At 45.3% G+C, this 21927-nt stretch carries 23 protein-coding genes, 1 tRNA gene and 1 riboswitch; of the genes, 12 read left to right on the top strand and 12 right to left on the bottom strand.

The window, feature by feature from the left end:
• Positions 1–145 precede the first annotated feature (145 nt).
• Positions 146–1975 carry a YheC/YheD family protein gene (locus tag Q0V21_RS25715; protein ID WP_301881192.1) on the bottom strand — a complete coding sequence of 610 codons (1830 nt, stop codon included), beginning with the start codon at positions 1973–1975 and terminating at the stop codon, positions 146–148.
• A gap of 228 nt (positions 1976–2203) precedes the next feature.
• On the opposite strand from Q0V21_RS25715, the gene Q0V21_RS25710 reads away from it, so the two are divergent.
• From Q0V21_RS25710 to Q0V21_RS25690, 5 genes are all read left to right on the top strand, one after another.
• Positions 2204–2292, top strand: a tRNA-Ser gene (locus Q0V21_RS25710).
• Positions 2293–2485: 193 nt separating this feature from the next.
• Positions 2486–2827, top strand: a complete 342-nt coding sequence (locus tag Q0V21_RS25705) for a hypothetical protein (protein ID WP_301881191.1) — start codon at positions 2486–2488, stop codon at positions 2825–2827.
• Between the two features lie 25 nt (positions 2828–2852).
• Positions 2853–3029: a hypothetical protein gene (locus tag Q0V21_RS25700; protein WP_173405207.1), complete on the top strand. Its 177-nt coding sequence runs from the start codon at positions 2853–2855 to the stop codon at positions 3027–3029.
• 24 nt (positions 3030–3053) lie between these two features.
• Complete coding sequence (locus tag Q0V21_RS25695; protein WP_024628810.1) at positions 3054–3206, top strand: small acid-soluble spore protein P; 153 nt, start codon at positions 3054–3056, stop codon at positions 3204–3206.
• A gap of 272 nt (positions 3207–3478) precedes the next feature.
• On the top strand, positions 3479–4573 hold the full coding sequence (locus Q0V21_RS25690) for a hypothetical protein (RefSeq protein ID WP_301881190.1): 1095 nt from the start codon (positions 3479–3481) through the stop codon (positions 4571–4573).
• 85 nt (positions 4574–4658) lie between these two features.
• Here the strand turns inward: Q0V21_RS25690 and Q0V21_RS25685 are convergent, their stop codons facing one another.
• Both Q0V21_RS25685 and tadA read right to left on the bottom strand, forming a co-directional pair.
• Entirely contained in the window at positions 4659–5228 is a 570-nt protein-coding gene (locus Q0V21_RS25685) for a GNAT family N-acetyltransferase (protein WP_301881189.1), read from the bottom strand.
• Positions 5229–5263: 35 nt separating this feature from the next.
• On the bottom strand, positions 5264–5764 hold the full coding sequence (tadA, locus tag Q0V21_RS25680) for a tRNA adenosine(34) deaminase TadA (protein ID WP_094939376.1): 501 nt from the start codon (positions 5762–5764) through the stop codon (positions 5264–5266).
• Positions 5765–6098: 334 nt separating this feature from the next.
• Between tadA and Q0V21_RS25675 the strand changes: the two genes are divergently transcribed.
• Together Q0V21_RS25675 and rluF are read left to right on the top strand one after the other, a co-directional pair.
• Positions 6099–8438, top strand: a complete 2340-nt coding sequence (locus tag Q0V21_RS25675) for a PAS domain S-box protein (protein WP_301881188.1) — start codon at positions 6099–6101, stop codon at positions 8436–8438.
• 18 nt (positions 8439–8456) lie between these two features.
• On the top strand, positions 8457–9158 hold the full coding sequence (gene rluF / locus Q0V21_RS25670; protein ID WP_285080743.1) for a 23S rRNA pseudouridine(2604) synthase RluF: 702 nt from the start codon (positions 8457–8459) through the stop codon (positions 9156–9158).
• A 136-nt stretch (positions 9159–9294) separates the two neighbouring features.
• Here rluF and motB read toward each other — a convergent pair whose 3' ends face one another.
• Both motB and motA read right to left on the bottom strand, forming a co-directional pair.
• On the bottom strand, positions 9295–10110 hold the full coding sequence (gene motB, locus Q0V21_RS25665) for a flagellar motor protein MotB (RefSeq protein ID WP_079345542.1): 816 nt from the start codon (positions 10108–10110) through the stop codon (positions 9295–9297).
• Positions 10097–10897 (bottom strand): flagellar motor stator protein MotA, encoded by an 801-nt coding sequence (motA, locus tag Q0V21_RS25660; RefSeq protein ID WP_024628803.1) that lies wholly within the window; start codon positions 10895–10897, stop codon positions 10097–10099. Before motA ends, motB begins: the two co-directional genes overlap by 14 nt.
• 234 nt (positions 10898–11131) lie before the next feature.
• Between motA and Q0V21_RS25655 the strand changes: the two genes are divergently transcribed.
• The 3 genes from Q0V21_RS25655 to rbsK all read left to right on the top strand — a co-directional run bounded on the left by Q0V21_RS25655 (position 11132) and on the right by rbsK (position 13006).
• Complete coding sequence (locus Q0V21_RS25655) at positions 11132–11425, top strand: hypothetical protein (RefSeq protein WP_285080742.1); 294 nt, start codon at positions 11132–11134, stop codon at positions 11423–11425.
• A gap of 252 nt (positions 11426–11677) precedes the next feature.
• Positions 11678–11974, top strand: a complete 297-nt coding sequence (locus Q0V21_RS25650) for a 4a-hydroxytetrahydrobiopterin dehydratase (RefSeq protein WP_024628801.1) — start codon at positions 11678–11680, stop codon at positions 11972–11974.
• 45 nt (positions 11975–12019) lie between these two features.
• The gene (rbsK, locus tag Q0V21_RS25645) at positions 12020–13006 is read left to right on the top strand and encodes a ribokinase (RefSeq protein ID WP_301881186.1); all 987 of its coding nucleotides are present in this window, start codon (positions 12020–12022) and stop codon (positions 13004–13006) included.
• A 328-nt stretch (positions 13007–13334) separates the two neighbouring features.
• On the opposite strand, the gene Q0V21_RS25640 is transcribed toward rbsK, so the two are convergent.
• Entirely contained in the window at positions 13335–13694 is a 360-nt protein-coding gene (locus tag Q0V21_RS25640) for a c-type cytochrome (protein ID WP_094939379.1), read from the bottom strand.
• Between the two features lie 149 nt (positions 13695–13843).
• Positions 13844–14338 carry a GNAT family N-acetyltransferase gene (locus Q0V21_RS25635; RefSeq protein WP_079345550.1) on the bottom strand — a complete coding sequence of 165 codons (495 nt, stop codon included), beginning with the start codon at positions 14336–14338 and terminating at the stop codon, positions 13844–13846.
• Between the two features lie 871 nt (positions 14339–15209).
• On the opposite strand from Q0V21_RS25635, the gene Q0V21_RS25630 reads away from it, so the two are divergent.
• Positions 15210–16088, top strand: coding sequence for a hypothetical protein (locus tag Q0V21_RS25630; protein ID WP_301881183.1), 879 nt, complete (start codon positions 15210–15212; stop codon positions 16086–16088).
• 132 nt (positions 16089–16220) lie between these two features.
• Here the strand turns inward: Q0V21_RS25630 and Q0V21_RS25625 are convergent, their stop codons facing one another.
• The 5 genes from Q0V21_RS25625 to Q0V21_RS25605 form a co-directional block, all read right to left on the bottom strand.
• A complete protein-coding gene (locus Q0V21_RS25625; protein ID WP_179132658.1) occupies positions 16221–16559 on the bottom strand; it encodes a hypothetical protein in 339 nt (112 codons plus the stop codon).
• A gap of 355 nt (positions 16560–16914) precedes the next feature.
• A complete protein-coding gene (locus tag Q0V21_RS25620; RefSeq protein ID WP_079345556.1) occupies positions 16915–17154 on the bottom strand; it encodes an ATP-dependent DNA ligase in 240 nt (79 codons plus the stop codon).
• A gap of 373 nt (positions 17155–17527) precedes the next feature.
• Positions 17528–17998: a C40 family peptidase gene (locus tag Q0V21_RS25615; protein ID WP_024628797.1), complete on the bottom strand. Its 471-nt coding sequence runs from the start codon at positions 17996–17998 to the stop codon at positions 17528–17530.
• A gap of 3 nt (positions 17999–18001) precedes the next feature.
• A riboswitch (cyclic di-AMP (ydaO/yuaA leader) is annotated at positions 18002–18139 on the bottom strand.
• Between the two features lie 251 nt (positions 18140–18390).
• Entirely contained in the window at positions 18391–19233 is an 843-nt protein-coding gene (locus tag Q0V21_RS25610) for a hypothetical protein (protein ID WP_301881181.1), read from the bottom strand.
• Between the two features lie 10 nt (positions 19234–19243).
• Complete coding sequence (locus Q0V21_RS25605) at positions 19244–21235, bottom strand: M1 family metallopeptidase (RefSeq protein ID WP_024628795.1); 1992 nt, start codon at positions 21233–21235, stop codon at positions 19244–19246.
• 100 nt (positions 21236–21335) lie between these two features.
• Here Q0V21_RS25605 and Q0V21_RS25600 point away from each other — a divergent pair, with 100 nt between their 5' ends.
• A complete protein-coding gene (locus Q0V21_RS25600; protein ID WP_079345562.1) occupies positions 21336–21839 on the top strand; it encodes a YwhD family protein in 504 nt (167 codons plus the stop codon).
• Positions 21840–21927: the final 88 nt, after the last annotated feature.

Here is a 21927-nt window from a genome sequence, read left to right as displayed (position 1 = left end):
AATTAAATGAATGAAAGAAACCGTCTCCTGACCAATGGAAGTTCGAACTTCCCATTGGCTAAGGAGACGGTTTTTTTGTTGGGTAGGCTTATGGTTATTTTGTACAACGCAGCCAAGTACGCATGTCCATTTTGTAAATGTAGAATTAACGCAAAGAAAGTGCAAACGGAATCATATGTTGTGCGACTTCAAATTCCCTGTGCGTTGAATCGATTTTGTTCATGTTGACTTCAAAAATCCAAATCTCACCCAGCGAATCAATCCCTACATCAATGGCCAGCTCGCAGATTCGCTCCTTCACATGGCCTGCAATGTGATCAGCCGTCATGCTCGCCATTCGTTCCAGCCTCATCAGCATGACTTCTTCCTTATTAGGAAACTCATGATGAGAAAGGCAGTCCCATGTCGTAAATGCACGAAGTGAACCGGCGTCGTTTACCACTTTATACTCGCTAGGGGTAAAGAGAAAAGGAAAAGCGGAAATAAAAGACCATTCCCCGCTTCCGTTCCGGACTAAATGCAGTCTTATATGATAAGGAAGTCCGTTCCGGGTTTCGCTACGAACAAACTTTTGAATAATTAATCCCTTCTGGGCTGCAGGCATGGAAATCAGTTGCCCGAACTCCTCACCATTCATTTGGTGAACAAGCTCATGAGTCTTTACGGAGAAGCCTTCCTGTTCACGCTGAACAACAATGATTCCGCTGCCGAACGGGCCTATCGAGGGTTTAATGATGGAAGTCCCGTAAGTATCGATGAAAGCCAAAATCTCACCACCGTTTTCAACGGCAGTATGCGGGATCAGATGCGAACTAAGCTCTGCATGATTTTGAAGTATTTCAAAAATTTCGTTCTTGCTAAAGGAACCTACGTTTCGTTCATCGGTGAAAGGTATATGTCTTAAAGCCTCGTATACATCACTGTAATTCGTATTTCCACGTGCCTTCAATCGGTCATAGACCACATCGGGGAAGGGACAGTACCGAGCTTCCCACTCCCCGTCCTCCAGGACATACCCTTTGATATAGCGCAATTCAGCATGAACATCGTGTGGAGCAAAATAATAAAACGCTGCATTATTCCATTTTGCTGAATAGGCACAGGCATTCACGAGTTGCTTATCATTGGGGTCATTGGTAAGCATGGCAATAACGGGATGGGGTGCTAATTGCCCTGCTTTGGCTACATAGTGGGCATATTCAATCGCTCTTGCTGCTCGAACCTGTTCATGAGACGGTGTTGGGGGGCTAACATTGGCTTCCACGAAATATATTCGGCCTTCCGGAGTCACAATAAAATCCATGCCAAGCTCATCAATAAGAAAGGAATACGAACGGTTGATTGTCTCTGCTATACGAATAGCAAGCCGCTCCATCTCACGACTGATCCGGTCTGCTTGACTTGGGAATAAACGATAGAGCAGATCAGCGGCATCCTCAATGCGGCCACCTTTACTTATATTGCTGATGATGGAGTCCGTATTTCCAGTGCGGGCATACATTCTGGTCAGGGCCCATCGTCCCGTTCCATCACGCTGAATATGTATTCGGAAATCAACAACTTCTCCGTGAGCATCCAAATAAGCAAGAAATTGATCCGGATCCTGCAAGCATTCTGTCGGAATGAGGTAATCTTTGAAGAGGGGCTCCAATTTCTTCTGAATGTCGTATTTTCCATGAATCAGAAATGTTGTAAAAGGGACCCTCCGGCGCAGCCAGTCCTCACATTCAGGTCTGTTCTGACCAGGCTCAGGTGCTTCATTAAGTACCACGTCAGGGAGGGGGACGTTCCTTTGCACCCATGAATTTCCTTCCCGGAAGGTACCATGAATCACTTCCTGTTCCACATCAATGTGACTGGCATCAAAAAGGAAAACATGCGCACCTTTTTTCATTCCCTCCGAGATCAGTTCGCTGATTCGTTCCTCAGGTAAGGAGTTCAAAGGGTCATTGTTCCGATACACACCTATAAACATTTCATCACCTCATCATGAAAAAGTCTAGATTCAATTATACAGGGCATGGCTGAACAGATTCTGAACAACAATTCCAATCGTCGGGCCAGCGCGGTTTATCTTTACTTGGTAGGGGGAAATCCCTTCTTGATAAAATTGGATATATAAATTCTTATAAAAAGGTTGCTTTCTGGCATGCAATTATGTTATGATCAATTTCGTTGGCAAGTTTATAAAAGTTAATGTCCTGGAGAGGTACCGAAGCGGTCATAACGGGGCGGTCTTGAAAACCGTTAGGGGGCAACTCCACGTGGGTTCGAATCCCACCCTCTCCGCCATACTACAATTATGATAAGGATCAGAGCGATAAGCTCGGGTCCTTTTTTGCATTTATTTATACATCTTGCGCAGTTGCATATACGCTGTATTTCCAGAGCGTGTTTACTTCAGAAAATCAGTTTGTTTCAATATCCATGTGATGCATAAAAATATCCGAATCGCCGCATTTTATATAAGAGTGGAGGTGGTAAGATGAACCGCGAATTAAACATAGATCAGACGGAGCTTGTAGGTGCTTGGCAGGAAAGATTGCCTGAAGTTCTAAATGTCGGAGATCGGGCTCAGGTTATGGCTGACGAGGCCGATCAGCAGGCTATTCGAATTCACATTGCAACAGCGGGACACCAGATGTACTCTTTTGATTTCAAGTGTGCCTATGTGGATGCTCGTGAAGTCAGCGTGCAGCTGATTGATGTGGAACGTGATGGCAGAACGACGGATGAGCGGACAGAGCCCATTCAAGAATTGGCTCAGGATTACACGCGTCATATTCATGAATGTGCCCAGTCGTTGCAACCCAAAACCAGACAGTAGGTAGACGTCAAAGGAGTGGTAATTCGTGAGCAAAGCCAAAGCTGGAACTGATAAAAACTTGCAAAATGTAGTCGCCGATCTGGATCAGATACCTGTGAATAGTCACCATGCCCAACAGATTCAACAGGACTCGAATGACCGTCGGCATCAGGATTCCATGAATCATGACAAAACGGAAGATATGGACCCGTCCCATTCCTAATCCAAACGAAGAGGGGGGAACAACATGAGCAAACCCAAAACAACACCTGTGCCTGAAGCCCAGGCTGCTGAGCAACACCGAAAACCTGAAAAGCATTCTTCCATGCAGGAACCGTTGTCAGGCTCCAAAAAAGTAAAAAACCAGAACCATGTGGATCATAACAATCCTCAGGGCTAGGTTAAATAAAGGAAAGATCATTCCTTTCTTTTAGCACATATTAAAAATGCATAACAATTCCTATAACTCCGGTTAACTAACCGGGGTTTTTGCGCGTTCATACATGAATTAAAGGAGTGCACCATTGATATTTAAAGCTTACCTAGGTCTTTGTAGCCAATTTAGAGAGTAAAGCTCACAAATTTCCCAAATCGTGTTTCCGTTTCAGAATAAATGGTATATCATTGATATTGAATTATTTTTTTGGGGTTATCACGAGAGGAGAGAAACAAATGACTAAACGTATGGGGGCGCTTCTTCTTACGTTGCTGTTAACCGTATCTATGGCACTGACAGCATGTAGCAGCAAGCAAGAACCGAAAGAGGCAATGAAGACGGCGGCAGCCAATGCTTCCAAACTGACTTCGTATGAGATGAGTTCTAATTTCACTATTAATGAATTGAGCTATAAAGCTGCAGACGAGTCACAGCAGGATCCAACGATGTCTCAGTTTATGAGCATGCTGAAGGATGCCCAGTTGAATGTTACTGGTGTATACCAAAGTGAACCAATGCAAACCGAAATGACTGTAGGCATTGAGCTTAAGGGCGATATGGGCATGACATTTACCATTCCAATGGTTATGACCGCTGAGAAGTTATATGTTAAAGTGCCAAGTATTCCGTTCTTCCCGATTCCGGAAACGGTTGTTGGTAAATTCCTGGAGCTGGATCTGAAAGAACTGGCTGAGCAAGAAGGAACGGAATGGAACCCGGATGCTATGGATGCCGCGAAAACACAAAAGCTGAGCAATGAAGTTATGGATGCGGTTCTGAGCGAGTACGATCAGGATAAATTCTTTAAAAACCTGAATGTGAAGGATGCACAGCTTCCTGAAGGTCTGGATGCCAAGCAAGTGGTTCAATTTTCGGTCAACAATGACAATGTGAAAGAAGCCGTTACTGTTCTGGTAACCAAAGCACTGCCAAAAGTACTGGATATCATCTCTAAAGAAGAATATCGTGACATGTTGCAAATGAGTCAGGCAGATATCGACAAAGCCAAAGAGGATTTGAAGATCACTGAAGCAGATCAAGCTGAAATGGCTAAAGATCTGGACCAGTTGAAAGACACACTGACCATTAACCAGTTCCACATTGATTTTGCTTTAGACAAAAAAGATTTCCCGGTATATCAAAAAATGGTTGCTGATCTGTTGATTAAACAGCCTGATACCAAGGATGAAGTTAAGCTTGCATTCACTGGATCAAACACATACACCAAAATTAACGAGAAGCCAGCTTTCAAAATCAATATTCCTACTGGTGAGGACGTTATAACAATGGATGAGTTTGAAGAACTAATGAACGCATCTTACGGATACTAAGTCACCGATTCATACGTTAAAGCAAAGAGCCGCTCGACCTTAGGGTTGAGCGGCTCTTTGTATGTTGTTTCCACGGTTTGTTCAATTACTGTAACGATTCGCCTAAGTCCTCGGCCAGCACAGCGTGGATCTGATGATCTTGATACGCTCCGTTAATTTTGAGATATTTACGAGCAATGCCCTCAGCCTGAAAGCCGTTTTTCTCCAGGACACGTTTGGAACCAGTATTGGATAACAGGATGGCCGCCTGAACACGGTTCAATTTCAAGGCACGGAAGGCGTAGGATACAGCGAGCTTCACGGCTGCTGTCATTCGTCCACCGCCCTGATAGTCTGGATGGATAAAGTATCCCATATCAGCATAATTGGCAACACCCTGAACGACATTGTTCAAGCTAACCTGGCCAATAAGAACACCATCATCGATTGTGAAAATTCCGAATTGATACCCTGTTCCTTCCTCTGCTGCCTGCATTCTATCCTGAATACGTCTGGTTTGCGCATGCAGCGTATAGAATTCATCATCCCGGATAGGCTCAACAGCTTGGTAGGGAAGACGTGTGATTTGAATAAGAGCAAGATACGCTTCTGTATCTTGTGAAGTAAGTAACCGGAGACTTATCCCTTTTGGTGTGTCGTACAGTGTAAGCGGCATGGATTGCACTTCCTTTCCTGATGGGTGTCCAGATTCTATCTTTTGCGTAAACGCCGGAAAAACTGAGTCAGCATGGTGGAGCACTCCGGTTGCAGAATGTCAGCAACCACTTCGGTTCGGTGATTAAAACGAGGTTCCTGCAATAAATTCATCAGCGTTCCTGCACAGCCGGCCTTGGGGTCAGCGGTACCATATATGACTCGAGGTACTCTGGATTGTACAATAGCACCTGCACACATGGGACAAGGCTCCAGTGTGACGTACAGACTGCAATCCAGGAGTCTCCATGCACCGATGGCCTCACTGGCCTGCCTTATGGCGACCATCTCCGCATGCGCTGTGGAATCAAGTGTTGTTTCGCGCAGGTTGTAACCACGTCCAATAATGCGGTTATGTTGAACAATTACAGCCCCGATGGGTACTTCACCAAGTGCTTCCGCTTTGTAAGCTTCAGCAATAGCTTCACGCATCCAGTGCTCATGTTGAGCCTCCTCCGAGAGATGCGAAAGATCAGGTTGGAGAACGTCATCCTTCATTAAAATATAAAACTCCTTCCAAAGAGCATTTGTGCGGCGAACAAACATTCGTTTGTTAACATGTTGTGTATAAGTCTGTGGATAACTGATGAGTTGCTCACATAGTTATGAACATACTATCCACATGCCTGTGGATTTGTGTATATCTTTTAGTGGTTATTCCCATTGTAGGCATGGAAAAGACAAAATACAATGGAATTCGCGTTTTTCAGCCAAACGGTAACTTTTGGACGAGGGTCAATTATCCTTTTCAAATAGACAGACAACAGTTATGATGGATATAGGTTTTGCCATATATCGCCAGAGGGTACAAGCCGAGAGGTGAACGAAAAAGTTGTCTATTAAAACGAAATTATCCATGATTATGTCGTGCTCGGTGCTCGTCATATTAGTTTTGAATATAGCACTGAGTTATTATACTACAGAAGAGAATTTAAGGCAGGACAGCGAAAACAAGATGGTGCTTACGGCCAAACAGATTGCAATTGCTGTCGAACAGAGTCAGTCCAGTTCAGAATATGTAAAACGACAGATTGGGAACAATCTGTGGTTGGCCTCTGTAATGGCAGCGGAAGAATTGGACCCGGATATTCATAATATCACAAATGAAGATCTGGTTCGCATGAGAGAAAAAGTCGGGGTCTCCCATATTTCGTTGATGGAGCAAACGGCTGATGATATTGTGGTTACCCGGTCTTCCGATCCAAAGGAGATTGGATTGTCTACCAAATCCATGACGTATTGGTATCAGGCATTTAAACAGCTTTTCGAAAATCATCAGGTTACAATTTCACAGGGACAGAAATTGGACCATTTTTGGTCGGATGGATTCGAATACTCTACATCAAATCCGTCAGATGTTGATATCTGGGGTTACTATCATGATGGGAAGAGAAATTACATAATCAATCCCTTCTATAATAATGCCGCTGTTGACAGCTATGTGAAGATCTCTGGTCCAGACGAGATTTTGAATAAGATTCGTGAAGTTAATCCATCGATTCTGGAGATTACAGGCATCAACCCGTTGACCTTCGGCAGCTCAAGTATGAGCAATGACGGAAGGGATACGAACCACAGCAAGCTAAACAACAGGCCTATTCGTTTCGGTACATATCAATATGGTACCGCAGAAGAGGATCACAAGGCGGTTGTACGGGCAATTCGTACTGGGCAGAATGTATCCTTTGTCAGTGAAACTCATGAACAAAAGGTACTCAAAAGCTTCATTCCTATATTTACTCCAAATGAATCATCTTATGTGATCAGTATTGTCATGGACTATAAGCAAATATCCTCCATGGTATCTGAACAGCTGGTTAGCCATGCCTCGATTTCACTTGTGTTGCTGGAGATTGTGATCTTTGGCAGCTATTTGCTTGCGGGCTATATTACGCGTCCTATTCAATCTATTTTGGGCAAAGTGAATGATGTGGCTGACGGTCATTTTGACTTCCGTCTGAAAGTGAGAAGGAAAGATGAACTGGGCCAATTAGCCAATCGTATTAATGCCATGATTCGTAATTTGGGGCATTATACGAATCGCCTGAAACAGATGTATGAAGAAAATCGGGCGGTAAAAGAGCATTTGGAATCGATCATTAACCAAACGGCAGACGCGATTCATATTACGGATCTGGATGGAAATGTACTGCGGGTGAATCGTGCCTTTGAGCAGTTATATGGCTGGCGCAGTCGTGAAGTTGAAGGCCGCCAATTGAAGATTATCCCTCCTGGCACTGAAGAGCAGATGCGAGAGCAGCATGCCCAGTTGATTGAGGGCATGTCCATTACCTCTAATGAAACGACATGGATGAAGAAGGACGGCAGCCGTGTCGAAGTTAGCGTGAGTACAGCTCCAGTCCGGGATGAAGCAGGCGAGATTACAGCACTAATTAGTGTATCCAGAGACATTACCAGCCGTAATCGTATGGAGGAGCTGCTCAGACGTTCCGAGAAACTGACGACGGTAGGCCAGCTGGCTGCCGGGGTTGCACATGAGATACGTAATCCGCTTACGACGCTGCGTGGCTTCCTCCAGCTCCAACAAGAGACGAATAAGCTTAATCATCGTCACCTGGATTTGATGCTATCCGAGCTGGATCGAATTAATCTCATTGTGGGAGAGTTTTTGATACTGGCGAAACCACAGGCGGTTCATTTTCAGGAACGGGATATTCGCTTCATTCTGGGAGATGTTATATCATTACTGGACAGCCAGGCGCATCTGCATGGTGTGGAGTTTGTACTGAATGCTTCATCCGACTCAGCTATGGTACACTGTGAAGAGAACCAGTTGAAGCAGGTCTTCATTAACTTGTTGAAGAACGGCATGGAGGCTATGCCAGACGGAGGCAATATCCGAATTAAACTCAATCATGACGAAGAGAATAATCGGGTTCGGATTGAAATCAAGGATGAAGGCACTGGAATTCCAGAAGAACTGATGCCTAAGCTGGGAGAACCATTCTTTACAAGCAAGGAATCGGGTACAGGGCTTGGCCTGATGGTCAGCCAGCGCATTATTCAATCACACAAGGGCATGATGGATATCAAAAGCGTCATGAACAAGGGGACGACCGTCATTATCGACCTACCTGCTTCCCAGCAGCAAACGGAAAGTATAGAGGAAGAGCATAAGACGGACAATGAACTTACAGACGAAGAGAACTAGACGAGGTGAGATTACCTTTTGCGTATTAATAAATTTATCAGTGAAACAGGTTTTTGTTCCCGTCGGGAGGCCGACCGATTGGTGGAAAGCGGAAAAGTAACGATTAATGGAGTGACGGCAGAACTGGGCAGTCAAGCAGAAGATGGTGATGATGTTCGAATTAATGGTCAACCCATTAAGGAAAAACGCAAACACGTATATATTGCGCTCAATAAACCTGTTGGAATAACGAGTACAACTGAGCGTCACATTCAAGGGAATATCGTTGATTTTGTAGGGCACAAAGAGCGCATCTTCCCGATTGGTCGTCTGGATAAGGATTCGGAAGGTCTGATCCTGATGACCAATGACGGAGATATCGTCAATCGAATTCTAAGAGCCGAAGGGCGCCATGAGAAAGAATATATTGTGACCGTGGATCGTGCAGTAACGCCAAGTTTCTTGAGAGGCATGAGCACAGGCGTCAAGATCCTTGGCGAAATGACGTTGCCTTGTACGGTGACTCGCATATCTGATCGGGTGTTCCGCATTATTCTGACGGAGGGGAAAAACCGTCAAATTCGCCGGATGTGCAGTGCATTTGGCTATGAGGTTCGGAAGTTGAAGCGGATTCGAATTATGAACATTCATCTTGGCGAACAGGCCACAGGCACATGGAGAGAACTAACGTCCGCAGAAAAATCGGAATTAAGCAGTCTCCTGGACTATACGATGGAATAAATAATAAATAATGATTGTCAAAGCGCTGCTTTCCAAAAGGAAAGCGGCGCTTTTTAATATCAGTGGATAGAAAAAAGTCACTCTCCTGTAATGAAGGAGAGTGACTTAAGCGTGAGTTTGCACAACGAACGCCCCGTTAGTTACCTTGTTCAACTGCTTTCACGGACGTGTTGTTACTCTGGTACTTACGGATAATTGAAACTTCTACCCGACGATTCTGAGCTCGTCCAGCTTCAGATTGGTTGCTAGCGATCGGGTGATACTCTCCATAACCACTAGGTGTGAATTTCGCTGGGTCCAGCGTCTCATTTAATAACAGAATTTTGAGGAAATTCAGTGCTCGATCGGCACTTAAATCCCAGTTATCCTTATATTGGCTGTTCGAAATGGGAACATTATCAGTATGGCCAGACACAACGACTTCATATTCCGGGAATTCCTGCAACATGCTAGAGATGGCTTTGGCCAGTGAACGAGACTCGGGCTTAACATCAGCCCGGCCTGAGGAGAACAGGGCGTTATCACTGATCGTGATCTTGAGCTCAGACTGATTCAGCTTGGTATTCAGCTGGTCGGAAAGGCCATTTTTCTGAATATATTGATCAAGCTTTTTCTTGAGTTTCTCCAGATCTTCCTGTTCTTTCTGAGCCATCTGCGCATCTGTAATCTGAGCCGGTGTCTTCTTGATATCTTCAGGCTGCTGTTTGTTTTTGCCCAAATCTGTAGTGGAATCTGTAGGGTTCATGGATGTATGATCCAGTACACCCGAACCACCGTTCAATGCGCTGCTCAGAGCTGAAGCCATCTGTTCAAACTTCGTTGCATCTATAGAGCTCATAGAGAATAGTGTGATAAACAGAGCGAGCAACAACGTCATCAAGTCGGAGTAGGGAAGCAGCCAGCTCTCGTCTATATGTTCTTCATGCGGTTCGTGTTTTTTAGCCTTTTTCACCTGATGAGCCCTCCTTCTCTTCCAACTGTCTACGTTCGGAAGGTGTCAGGAATACAGATAATTTTTGATTAATGGCAATGGTGGATACACCGGATTGTATCGATAACAAGCCTTCGACCATCATCAGCTTGATTTCCATCTCTTTCTTGGACATCCGCTTCAGTTTATTGGACATCGGATGCCACAACACGTAACCGCTAAAGATACCGAGAAGTGTCGCGATAAACGCTGCTGCAATCGCATGAGAGAGCTTTTCCATATCACTGAGATCGGCAAGCGCTGCGATGAGACCTACAACGGCCCCGAGTACCCCGAGCGTTGGTGCATACATCCCCGCTTGGGCGAAGATCAAGGCACCGCCACGATGGCGCTCTTCTGTAGCATGAATATCTTCCATGAGTACATCACTTACAAATTCCTGATCATTGCCGTCAATAATCATACGCATACCGCCGCGCAGGAACTGATCATCAATATCTTCGACTTTCGATTCAAGTGCAAGTAAACCTTCACGGCGGGTGGTGGAAGCCCAGTCCATAAATGTGCCGATTAGAGAAACACGGTCAATCAGTTGCTGCTTTTTGAACAGTACCCCGAATAGCTTGGGGATTTTTTTAACTTCAGACATGGGAAATGCCATGAAAATAGTTGCTGCCGTACCAACAAAAATAATAACGTAGGCTGCCGGGTTGTTAACCAGGTTGATAAGGGGTGCACCCTTCAGGAACATACCCACTACAAGTGAAACCAGCCCTAAAACTAGTCCGATAATCGTTGAAATTTCCATCATACACCTCATCCATGAGATAAAATTGAATCCTTTCAAGCGGCTTTATTCGGGCTTCCGGACGAACGTTACACCGCAATCCGTTTAATGTTAGGCAACCTTGAGGGTTGCAGAAACAGTTAAAACGGTCATGTATAGTATTTATCGACCAGATGGCCTTTTTTTTTAAGGGTTATTTTCAGGTATAATAAGAACAAATCTGCTCCTTAGGGGCTAAACAGGAGTGAAAAGTCAATGGGCGTAAAGCATGGACGGGATTATGAAGGAATATTGACAGATTTGACACAGGCTATAGGCCGAATACCGGACCGCTATGTTTTCTTTGAGATGGATGAGGAAGAATGGTCACGCCTTGGTGTAACAGAGCAACTCGAAGTGGATGAGGCATTGGCGGAAGATCTGTTCTATGCGCTGGGCGAGGAGTCTGTCATTCCGGTAGGAAGTGGAGTGGTCATTCATGACAAGGAACAGCACCGAATTCATATCTTAATTGGGGAAGAAGAGCTGACTTTTGTACCACTCATTTAGTATGCTCCTATAAGATATTTGGCATGGAAAACGGGGTTGGAGAATCTCCCAAAAGCCTTATGGTTAGTGGATCTAGCGCCATTTGTACTATTGGAATTTGAGGCTTGTCCGTGGTAAGATGATAGTCATGAAACGGGCGAACCGCAGGGCGGTGGACCTATGCGTTTGGGTTGCTGTGGTAGCACCAAAGGTTTTGATGGCACCGCGGACAGCTGTCTGTGATGAGCCATCATATGGGGAGGAAGATAACGTATGGTTTTTACGCAAGAGGAAGTCGAAGCTCATCTGGGAAGGCTGGAAGGCTGGGAACTGGAAGAGGGACGATGGATTGTCCGCAAGTTCGTATTTTCCAACTACATGAAAGGGATTGCATTTGTGGACGAGGTCGCAGCGATTTCAGAAGCATTCAATCATCACCCTTTTATTACGATTGACTATACAACGGTCACGCTACGTCTCACATCTTGGGATGAAGGTGGCATCACATCTGTAGATATTAAAGAAGCAGAGCAATATAACGAGGCGTTTGAGAAAAAGAGGTCGGAATAAACTGGCGCGGTTATCATCGCACTACCGGAAGTGAGTGAAGCATACATGTCAGACGATAATCAGAACAAACCGCTTATTACTGTCGTAGGCAGCCTTAATATGGATTTGGTGGTGAAGACGGACATTATTCCCGAGGAAGGGGAAACGGTGAGCGGGGAGGAACTGCACTATCTGGCCGGAGGTAAAGGTGCCAACCAAGCGGTGGCAGCAGCACGACTTGGCGGACAGACAACGATGGTTGGTGCGGTAGGATCGGATGGTTTTGGTGAACGCTTGCTGCACAGTCTAACGGAAAGTGGGGCAGATGCCTCACAAGTCCGTATTCTGAATGATACGGTTACAGGTACGGCCTCCATCTGGCTCTCCAAAGGAGATAACCGGATTATTGTCATTCCTGGAGCGAATGGGCGGGTTGTGCCTGCGATGCTGGAAGAGGCGGATACGGTAAAAAGCCTGACTGCAGCCGCAGCGGTGCTGCTGCAGCTGGAGATCCCGCTGCCTGCGGTCACCCGCGCCGCCCAACTGGCGGCTGAAGGCAGCGCATTGGTGGTGCTCAACCCGGCTCCCGCGGTGCCGGGTCTGCCCCAGGAGCTCCTGCGGTGCGTCGACGTCGTTACGCCGAACCGCAGCGAGCTTGCCGTGCTTACCGGCCGGGATGATCTCCGGCCGGAAGACGTAGATGCGGCGGTCGCAGAGCTCGCCGCATCCCTCGGGGCCGCTGTCGTTACGACGCTCGGCCCCGAGGGGGCTGTATACGCGGCGGCGCCTGGCGGCCGCGTACAGGCAGGGCGTGCCGGCGCATGCCGTGCGCCCGGCTACGCCGTAAGCGCCGTCGACACGACCGGCGCTGGCGATTGCTTCAACGGCGCGCTGGCGGTAGCCCTCGCGCGCGGAGAGACGCTGGACGCGGCGGTAAGCTTCGCCATGGGCGCAGCCGCGTTGTCCGTGACGAAGCTCGGCGCCCAGTCCGGGATGCCGTCTGCACGTGAAGTGCAGGCTTTCCTTGCCGAGCAGAAGGCAAAAACGCAGTAAACCATTCTTCTTTAGGATGAATTATAGGCGGCAGAATGAGCTCATGCAACCGGAGTAGCCATAGCGCCGCATATTTTCACCGGAGCTTTCTCTACACGCTAAGCATGTAAATATGACCAAGAGGCTCTTACTTTCCCGGCAAGGGAGAGTGAGAGCCTCTTATCTGTAGAACATTGATTAAACCCGGTAACCCTGTGATACGGTTGGCTACGTTATGCGTTCAGCATCAACGTGGTTTAGAGCATGCGTTAAAGAGCAGGAGGTGATTGAAGCCACCACGCTATACATGCTTGCAACCTGTCTTAACTGTTCGCCTTAAACGATGGGGTTACTTCTTCTCCGCCAGCCACATCGCAATATTCGCGATTTCTTCTTCCTTCAGCTTGTCTTTGAACGAAGGCATACCGCCGCTTTTGCCTTTGACAATGGTCGTATAAATCTTCTCCACATCGTCCTGGCTGCCAATCTTCTGCAGACTAGGGCCCATGCCCCCTTGAAGCTGATCACCGTGACAGGTAATACAGTTGGCTTTGACCAGTGTCTCGGCCTGTCCTGCATCCATGGTAACTTGCGGCATCGTCGGTTTCGCTTCTTCTGCAACTTCCTCTTTCCCTGGAAGCGTAAACATTAGTACAATAGCTAAAGCGCACGCTGCAAAAAATACCCCGCTCATGATCCATTTGTGCATCCCTTATGTCCCCTCCAGAATGAAAGATCATCTAACCTGAAACTATCCATATCATTATAACGGAACCTGTAGTTACATCATAGCATTTTGTGGTAATTTTTTGAACTAATCACATAACCGGGGACTTTTTCGATGATTTGAAGCCCTATTTAATCGCGTGGACCTTCATAGACCATGCAGTAAAAAGGTTTCAAACCGCTCGGTGTCTGTCGTTCGTATGTATCCTGCGTAACAAATCCTGCCTTGAGATAGACACGAATGGCCCGTTCATTCCAGGTCAGGACTTCCAGATCAATTTCGTTTGCCGGGTTCCGGCGAAGGGCTTCCTTCACAATGGCCGAGACAAAAGCTGTTCCCTGACCATGACCACAGCGTTCGGGGTGCATACCAAGCCCAATGCGAGTGACACCTTCAAGTGGGAAGTATTGAGCGAAACCCCAAATTTGATGATCCTCTCCCAACACCACTGCATATTGTTCCTTCCGAAGCTGGGGATCTCCGAATTCCACTTCGAGTGCTTTCATCTGCTCCCAGGGCAGCCAGCTATAAATATTATAAGGCGGATCATACTGCCAATCACAGATGAGCTCCGCATGTTCTTCTTGCATGGGCACAACGTGAAACGTCACAGGGGCTTCATCCATACAACTGCACGCTCCTCTCATTGTGAACAAGCTATAATGATTTTAATTTAACCAATAGCATAGATATGTCATTCCATATCTATGCTTGTTTTCACTCTACAAAAGAGGCGTTCATTTGGCAAGTCCTCGTTATTGAAAAAAATAATTAGTATCTACATAGAGTTATCTGTACAAAAATACTCAAACATATCCTTTTGCTTATGGATCAAGGATATCTTTGGCTTTTTTAATGTACAGAAATAGGTGTACAAAATTCTTCGAACTTCGGAGAAGGAAGTTTACCGTTCTTAGTGAAACATTTTTATTTTGCAACTTATTAACACCAAGCAGATCTGCCCACCTTTTTTGAGTTTCAGCAGATACTTTTCCATGACATGAATCAATTCCAGGATCATGTCTTTGCTGCGGGTATACTTTCTTTCTTCACCAGACTCTGTTGTGGCTACTGACTAATTTTTGAAATATGTTAAATGATCACCAGCTGAACAGAAGAAACATTCCATTGCCCTATATTTCCCAGTAAGATTCTACGATCCGATTCATCAATAAAATACTCAAGAGAATTACCGATTTCCACGTCAAGTGAACGTTTCATCTCAATAGGAATAACAATACGTCCGAGTGAGTCCATATTACGTACCATACATTTTTGCTTTTATTCATCATTACTTCCTCACCCATTTTCTTTCATTGTACCATATGGAAAGATTGAAAAGGCTTTAGCGAAATCGGGTTACGTTCCCGTAAATCTATGTAAATAAAGAAATAAACCATTTTCCTAAATGACCTTATACCCATATACATAAATGGGATTAAATAGTATTATATCCTTGGTTTTATACTATTTTATAGAGAAGGGATGTATAGTTGAATGGTAAAGAAAAAAAGATTTACAACCTTACTGTTAATTTTAAGCTTATTCACAAGTGTTTTAGCTGGATCTGCAGCCGCGGAGGATCAAGTCATTGAATTAAATGGAATAAACGAGCAAGAGATCAATACTTATCTGAAAAACGCAGGATACACTCAAGAAGTAATCGATACATTAGAACTGTATCAAAAGGAATATCTTTATGAGGAAAAAGCGATCTTTACAGCTCACAAAAACGCTCTTGGCCAACTAACCGAGAGTGAAGAAGGGGTTGCCGAGGATTTTAGCCTCATGTCTTTACCTAACTGGACCCATAGCTTGGTAGTGAGTCAAGTTAAAGCTCCATCAGGTTATGTTGATTTTATCTTTTCATACAATTGGGATTGGAGCTACAGACCAAATTTCACATCCGAAGAGAAATTCGGGATTGCTTGGACCGATGATTTCGATCCGTATCCGGAAACAGCTAAGTACTCTTATCAAGCGAGAGGATACCAAGACCGCCCAACTGCATACCCAGGTTGCCCATCGAGAAGAACAAATGGCGGTACTATTTGGTCAGGATACAACACATACAATCCAGGAGCTGGAGTGGGTTGGGCTATTAACCTAATTGGTAGTTGGTGGAGCCAAGACTGTGGCTACTACACAGTTGACGGACACAAAGGTTCTGGCCAAGTAAAAGCGGGTAAGGCACATAGTAATAACAGCGCCCCTGACTCAAGCTCTGCCGTTGGGAAATACTTCCATAGGACTTATTTGGCAAATGGAGAGCTTGGTTTCTCGGGTGTGCCAACAATCACAATAAGTCCTTCATCAAATTATGATCCGTCTGATGAAGTTGGTGCTCGTTGGAACTGGACAAACAAAAACTACTAATCGGGTAGATTAGTGTAGTTTAAGAAAAAAAATAAGAAAATAAACGCTTATAGCCCTTATTGCTTCCGAGGAAGCTAAGGGCTATAAGCGTTTTCAAGCTGTTTCTCTTCTTCCATTGTGTTAAGATAGTGCTCATTCAGTTACAGGAATTTCCTCTTCCTCTCCTCCCCAAACTATCTTCACACTTTTAACATCTTTCCAATCATCCACACTGCTCCTTGTAGGTAGTTGAATCACTTCATTTGGAGAAATTGTAGTACTAACTGTGTTTTTAGTTGCACTGTTGTTTGGATGTAGAATATTAACTTCTACCTCTTCATCAACAGGATCTTCTCCAATATATTGTATGGAAGGAATTTCTTCGTACTTATCTTCATTTGGTACAAGATCAATTGTAACTACCCAATTATCTGACTTTGCAACTAAACGCTTTTCGCTAACTGATTTGCTCGTGCAGCCGTACAAAAACAAAAGTAAAGCAAGCAGAACAAATATAATTTTCCGGTTAGAGATAAATACAACTCCTTTTAATTTTTGACCATATTATAGCATAAAAGTAATCAAAAGGATTGGTTCGTATTTCCTATTTAGCCGTTGTTTATGATGTCCAGGTGTTCAGTATGCAAAAGAAAAAGACCTCCTCAAGAATATTACTTTACTGTAACATAGAGTACAGCAGCAATTGTGCTTAAGTTGCATAATAGATCGTGAACTCGGTCCACTAGTGGTCACAATTCTTTTAACCCCTGACTCAGTTTTAGTATTAAATCTTACCATAGCATCATCCCACCAGTATTTCGGTGGCTGATCCTTGGGCTGGGTTAAATCAAATGCTATGCACTCTCCATCCAGGATCGCTGATTTTACGGGAAGCTTTATATCTAACAATTCCGGAAACCTTGATGTAATTTCCGTAACCGTGCCTTGAAAATGCACGAACTTTACCATTCTCATAGTGGATCAGTATTCTAAAGCCATCCCATTTCAAACTATTATACTTCCATCTTTTTATTTGATTAGGCTGCAACGGATACAGCAGCATAGGTTTGATTGGTTGATTTAACATATATGCTACACCTCTCCATAATGAACATATCATAATCGGCATTCCAGAGGTATATGGGTTCACTGGTATAACTGAGAATTATGTACATATTCTTTTTGTACACTTTTATGTAGATACGTGAAACAAAAGTTCCGGTAATTTCGTTTATATTATAGTGGGATGGGTAAAAACATTATAAGAGCACGGACGAAGCAATGCAAAATAGCCCTGAAAAAAGTAAAGTTAGGTTAGATAGCTTATCCCAAAATACTTTTGATGAAACGAAGCACAAAAAAACCGCCGGATACATTCCTGCGGAGAATGTACCAGACGGTTCTATTATGCTTCGTTACAGTAGTGTTATTGTTACAGCATGACGTTGCTCCGCTTGTCCCTAGTCGATGGCCAATGTCTCATATGCGTCCGTGCTCATAATGCGTTTAGCGCCAACATAGCGGTTAGCCCAATAGCTTTCACTTAATGCGCTGATTGTAACTCCTTTGGAAGAAGAGGAGTGTGCAAACTTTCCATCTCCTACAAAGATTCCTACGTGCGAGACCCCTTTGCCCGTTGTATTGAAGAATACCAGATCACCTGGTCTCATTTCCATACGGGATACTGAATCGCCCATGTCGAATTGTGAACTTGATTGGCGCGCCAGATCAATGCCCAGCTTGTCGAATACATAACTTGTAAACCCAGAGCAGTCAAAGCCGTTAAGCGTTGTTCCTCCGCTTTTGTATGTAGTTCCCATTGCTGAATCAATGACTTGGTCCATTTTTGAATCTGCGAATGCGCTGCCTGCTCCAAGCGATAATGCGAATGTGAGGCTAAGTACAGCTGCGGTTAATTTCTTCTTAAACAAAAGATATACCCCTTCCAATGCCTGCGAGGTTAGCTTAAGGATTCGGTTGAAGGTCCCCTATGATCCCTCTGTTGCAAGATCAATTCACCCATAACTGGTTCCCCCGCTTCCCAGGTGCTAGGAATTTGGCTATGCTAGTTGTGCACCTGCGAAATCAAGAAATGACGATTAAATTTTAAGTAGTTACAAATATGAAGGTAAAGATTACAAAGTTGTTACTAAAAACTCACTGCGATTATTGTAACAGAGGTATATCACTTTGGCAACGTTTAGCAACAAAATTAGCAAAAAAAACCTCGACCTTTGACGGGGAAAGGTCGAGGTTTGCTTGTTTAACGGCATTTGATGAACTTAACTTTACATAGAGATAGTAACAATTTTGATCGTTCAATTTATTCCTTGACCGAGTTGGACTGCCATAACCGGAAATGGGCGCATATTTTCCACAGACTCAGCAAGCACCGGGCAAGTGGGTACGTTTGTTGTAGTATAAGGCCGGTTAAGCCTGTTACTAACCATGAAGCTGAGGTAAAGGCAACAAAGACCAGCAGATGAAGACCGCCCAGCAGGGTCGCAATACCGATCAGAGTGATGATTTGGCGCAGAGCAATCCATAAGGCCTGGAACGTACCACGGGCTCCGCCTTCCCCGTCAGGAGCCGAGACCCCAAACTGCATGTAGAGAAGGGCATGATGTATTACCCACCCGTATACAATCCAACCAGCAACATAGGGAATACCCGGCAAGAGCAGTTGGAGGGAATGAAAGCCATCCATAAAGATGGAATAGAGCTTCGGTGCAAGCCAATAAGCCGGCAGCAGCAGCAATACGGTTCGAATCGTGTGAAGTAACAGCATCGGTTTCCACAAATTTTTGATGCCGCGAATGAATGGAACGCGCTCTTCCGAATGATTAAAATGCTGGAGTGAGTAGAGCAGCCCTGCCTGAATGAGTGGGCTAATTAGCATCCGCAGCAGCAGCATAGCCCCTAGAATCCATAAATAGCGATGGACCTCCGGGTTTGTTGACAGACCAAGCTGGCTCTCCATTTTGAATAGAATCGTACTTAGCTCCCCGGCATCAGGTTCAGGATAACGCAGGAGAAGCGGGACTACAGCTGACTGTACCATCCGATAAAGAAAGTATCCCCATATTAATTGATAGAGAAATAAGAGTGCCGCAATGAACATATGCTGACGGACGAGAAACCAGCCTTCACGTATTTTCGCTTTCACTGTATCCACCTCACCATGACAGACTTCCGAATATAGCTTCTATAAGTTTGGTTGCGCTCATACTCCAGCGGGATTTGGTTGGCTCATCCAGTCCGGCTTTCAGAAAATTGTTCATATGATGGTTCTCCAGCACGATCGTGTATAGCGGATCAGTCATCGCCCAGGAAACCGGGGAAGTGTAGGTCAATTTGTAGGTAATGCGCTCCTTGCTACCATCCCATTCTTTCGTCATGGTTTTCCCATCCTCGAACATAATTCGAACAGGCACCTTCGTATATTCACTGCCTTTTTTCTGCACTGTAACCGACGACTCGTACAAGGTTTGACCGTCTTTCAGGACGGGAGTGACCTTAATCTTCTCCACTGCAAAGTCAGCCATGCCGTCTCCGTACACGTATTGTTCAAAATAATCCGACCAGGACGTGCGGGTCACTTGTTCCACGACCTTTTGAAAATCAGAAGAAGTAGGGTGTTTGAAGCGGTATTTCTTCACATAGGTCGAGAGAATGCGCTCCATCGTTTTAGCACCAACCTGCTGCTCGATCCCGAGTAATACAAGCTTGCCTCTTGTGTATACGTTGGCTGCATAATGATTCTGGGAATCAAACTTCCAGGAGTCTTGTGTCAGTGGAGCTGGGGAAGTAATGAGACCTGATTGTACGGGCAGATTCGGGATAAGTCCGTATTCCTGTTCCATCAGTTTGTCTTCCGCATAGGAGGTGAATCCTTCGTCCAGCCAAGCCTCTTCAAATTCATTACTGGCGACCATGCCGTAAAAATACTGATGTCCAATCTCGTGCACAACCGTGCGTTCCAGATCGTAACCAGGAGCGGAATCATCCGCACCGAAGGCAGTGACCAAAGTAGGGTATTCCATTCCCCCTGCACCATTCCCCGATTTGGGCGGGACAACGATGGACAGTGTAGAATACGGATAAGGGCCAAACCATTTGCTATAATTGGATAGTGCTGCTTTGGCTGCATAGAAATAACGTTCCTTCAGATCCTCATGAGCAGGGTCGAGGTACAGCTTGATTCGAACGCCAGGCACATTAGGAGCAGAGAAGGGCTCTTCCGCATAAACAAAATCAGGTGAGGCTGACCAGGCAAAATCATGTACATCATCGGCATAGAACTGATAGATTTTTTCGCCGTTCTTCACCACAGCTTGCTGGGTTGGGAATCCTGTAGCAGCCACCTTGTATGTTTCCGGTACCCGAATACGTACACTATAGATACCGAAATCTGCATAAAACTCTGAATTGCCATGATACTGATGCAAATTCCAGCCTTCGGACGTTCGACCACGTGTGCCTACTGGCTCATATACGCTAAGTTTAGGAAACCATTGGCCTGCCATAACAAAGTTATCTGCTGTTCCCATGCGGGCAAAAATTTTCGGCAGCTTGACCTCGAATCGGGTGTGAAGCGTGATGCTTTCACCGGCTTTAACAGGTTTGGGCAGCCGTACCTTAATTAGGGTAGTATCTTTCATATTTCCGTCATCCGGCTGCACATATTGCATCCGATGCAGGAGGGAAAGCCCGTCCTCTGTTTTCATTTCTGTAATATGCATGGAACCATAACCGTCCGTGGGCATAACATCGCCGCGAAGCTTTCCCCCGGATTCTTTCATAAAGGTGGTGTCGGCAGAAGAGAAGGCGTTGGGATACATGTGAAAATAAAGCTCACTGACGGTTTTCTTGCCTGGATGTGTCCAGGTTATCGTCTGAGTCCCTTGTAATACATTTCCGTCTACCAGCTTCACATCCATGTGATATTCCACTACGCGGTTGCTGAACACTTCAGCGGTAGGTGTCTGTATACTTTCCGGAGATGTTTGGGTTTTGACGGGTGCCGTAGGCTTGCCCGATTCCGGGGCGAGCGCAGGCAAGTCAGAATGAATGGAGCGTGTGGTACCCAGACCAAGCCATATCCCCCCGGCAATTACACACAGGGCTATAATTGCGGTGAGCCAGCTCTTGGCGCGTCGTGGAATCATCGTTAAATACCTCCCGTTGACAAGCATCTACAGCATGTATATGTTTGCATTGGGGCGATTATTAGTTAAAATATTTGTATCAACCCTTGGAGGCTATAAAATGGACCAAAACGAGCAAAACGGCAAAAAACAGATTGCCTTGAATATCGTTAGTGCAAAGAGCAAACACAAAGGCTTCGGTGCAGGCTCTATTGATCTGAACAACCTGTCTCCAGTTATTATTGATAACGGAGAAGCTAAGATCGATATTGGTGCAATGCATGCGAAGAGTAAGGTAGAGCGCAACATCAAATTCTCCACCAATCGTGAGGACGTACCCAATGGACGCCAGGTATGGCTGGTATGGGTAGCTGTGGACCGTAACGAACAGGGGCAGCTCTATGGTGGAGCAACCGCGTGTGAGATGTGGATTGATACAGAAGCGCGTCGTGGATGGAAACTGCTGGCCGAACATGTGAATCGTATGGATTATGCTATGAAGCGCCGGTTCATGCTGGATGATCTTGGACCGGAGGATCGCGCAGCACTCAAAAAACTGCTGATTACGCATAACGAAGAATGGTGGAACGCTTCTCCAGATGAATTGAAAGAAGCGCTTGCCTAATTAATGTGAAAAAGCCGTTCAAAAAAAGAAGCAAAAGCCCCGTGACCGAGATGATCGGTTCGGGGCTTTTGCTTTTGTGCTGAAACTG

The organism is Paenibacillus sp. 11B, assembly GCF_030487755.1.
Classification (GTDB): Bacteria; Bacillota; Bacilli; order Paenibacillales; family Paenibacillaceae; genus Paenibacillus; species Paenibacillus vandeheii.
Note: the sequence above shows the minus strand (reverse complement) of the source record. Positions and strands in the feature narration are given on the sequence as shown.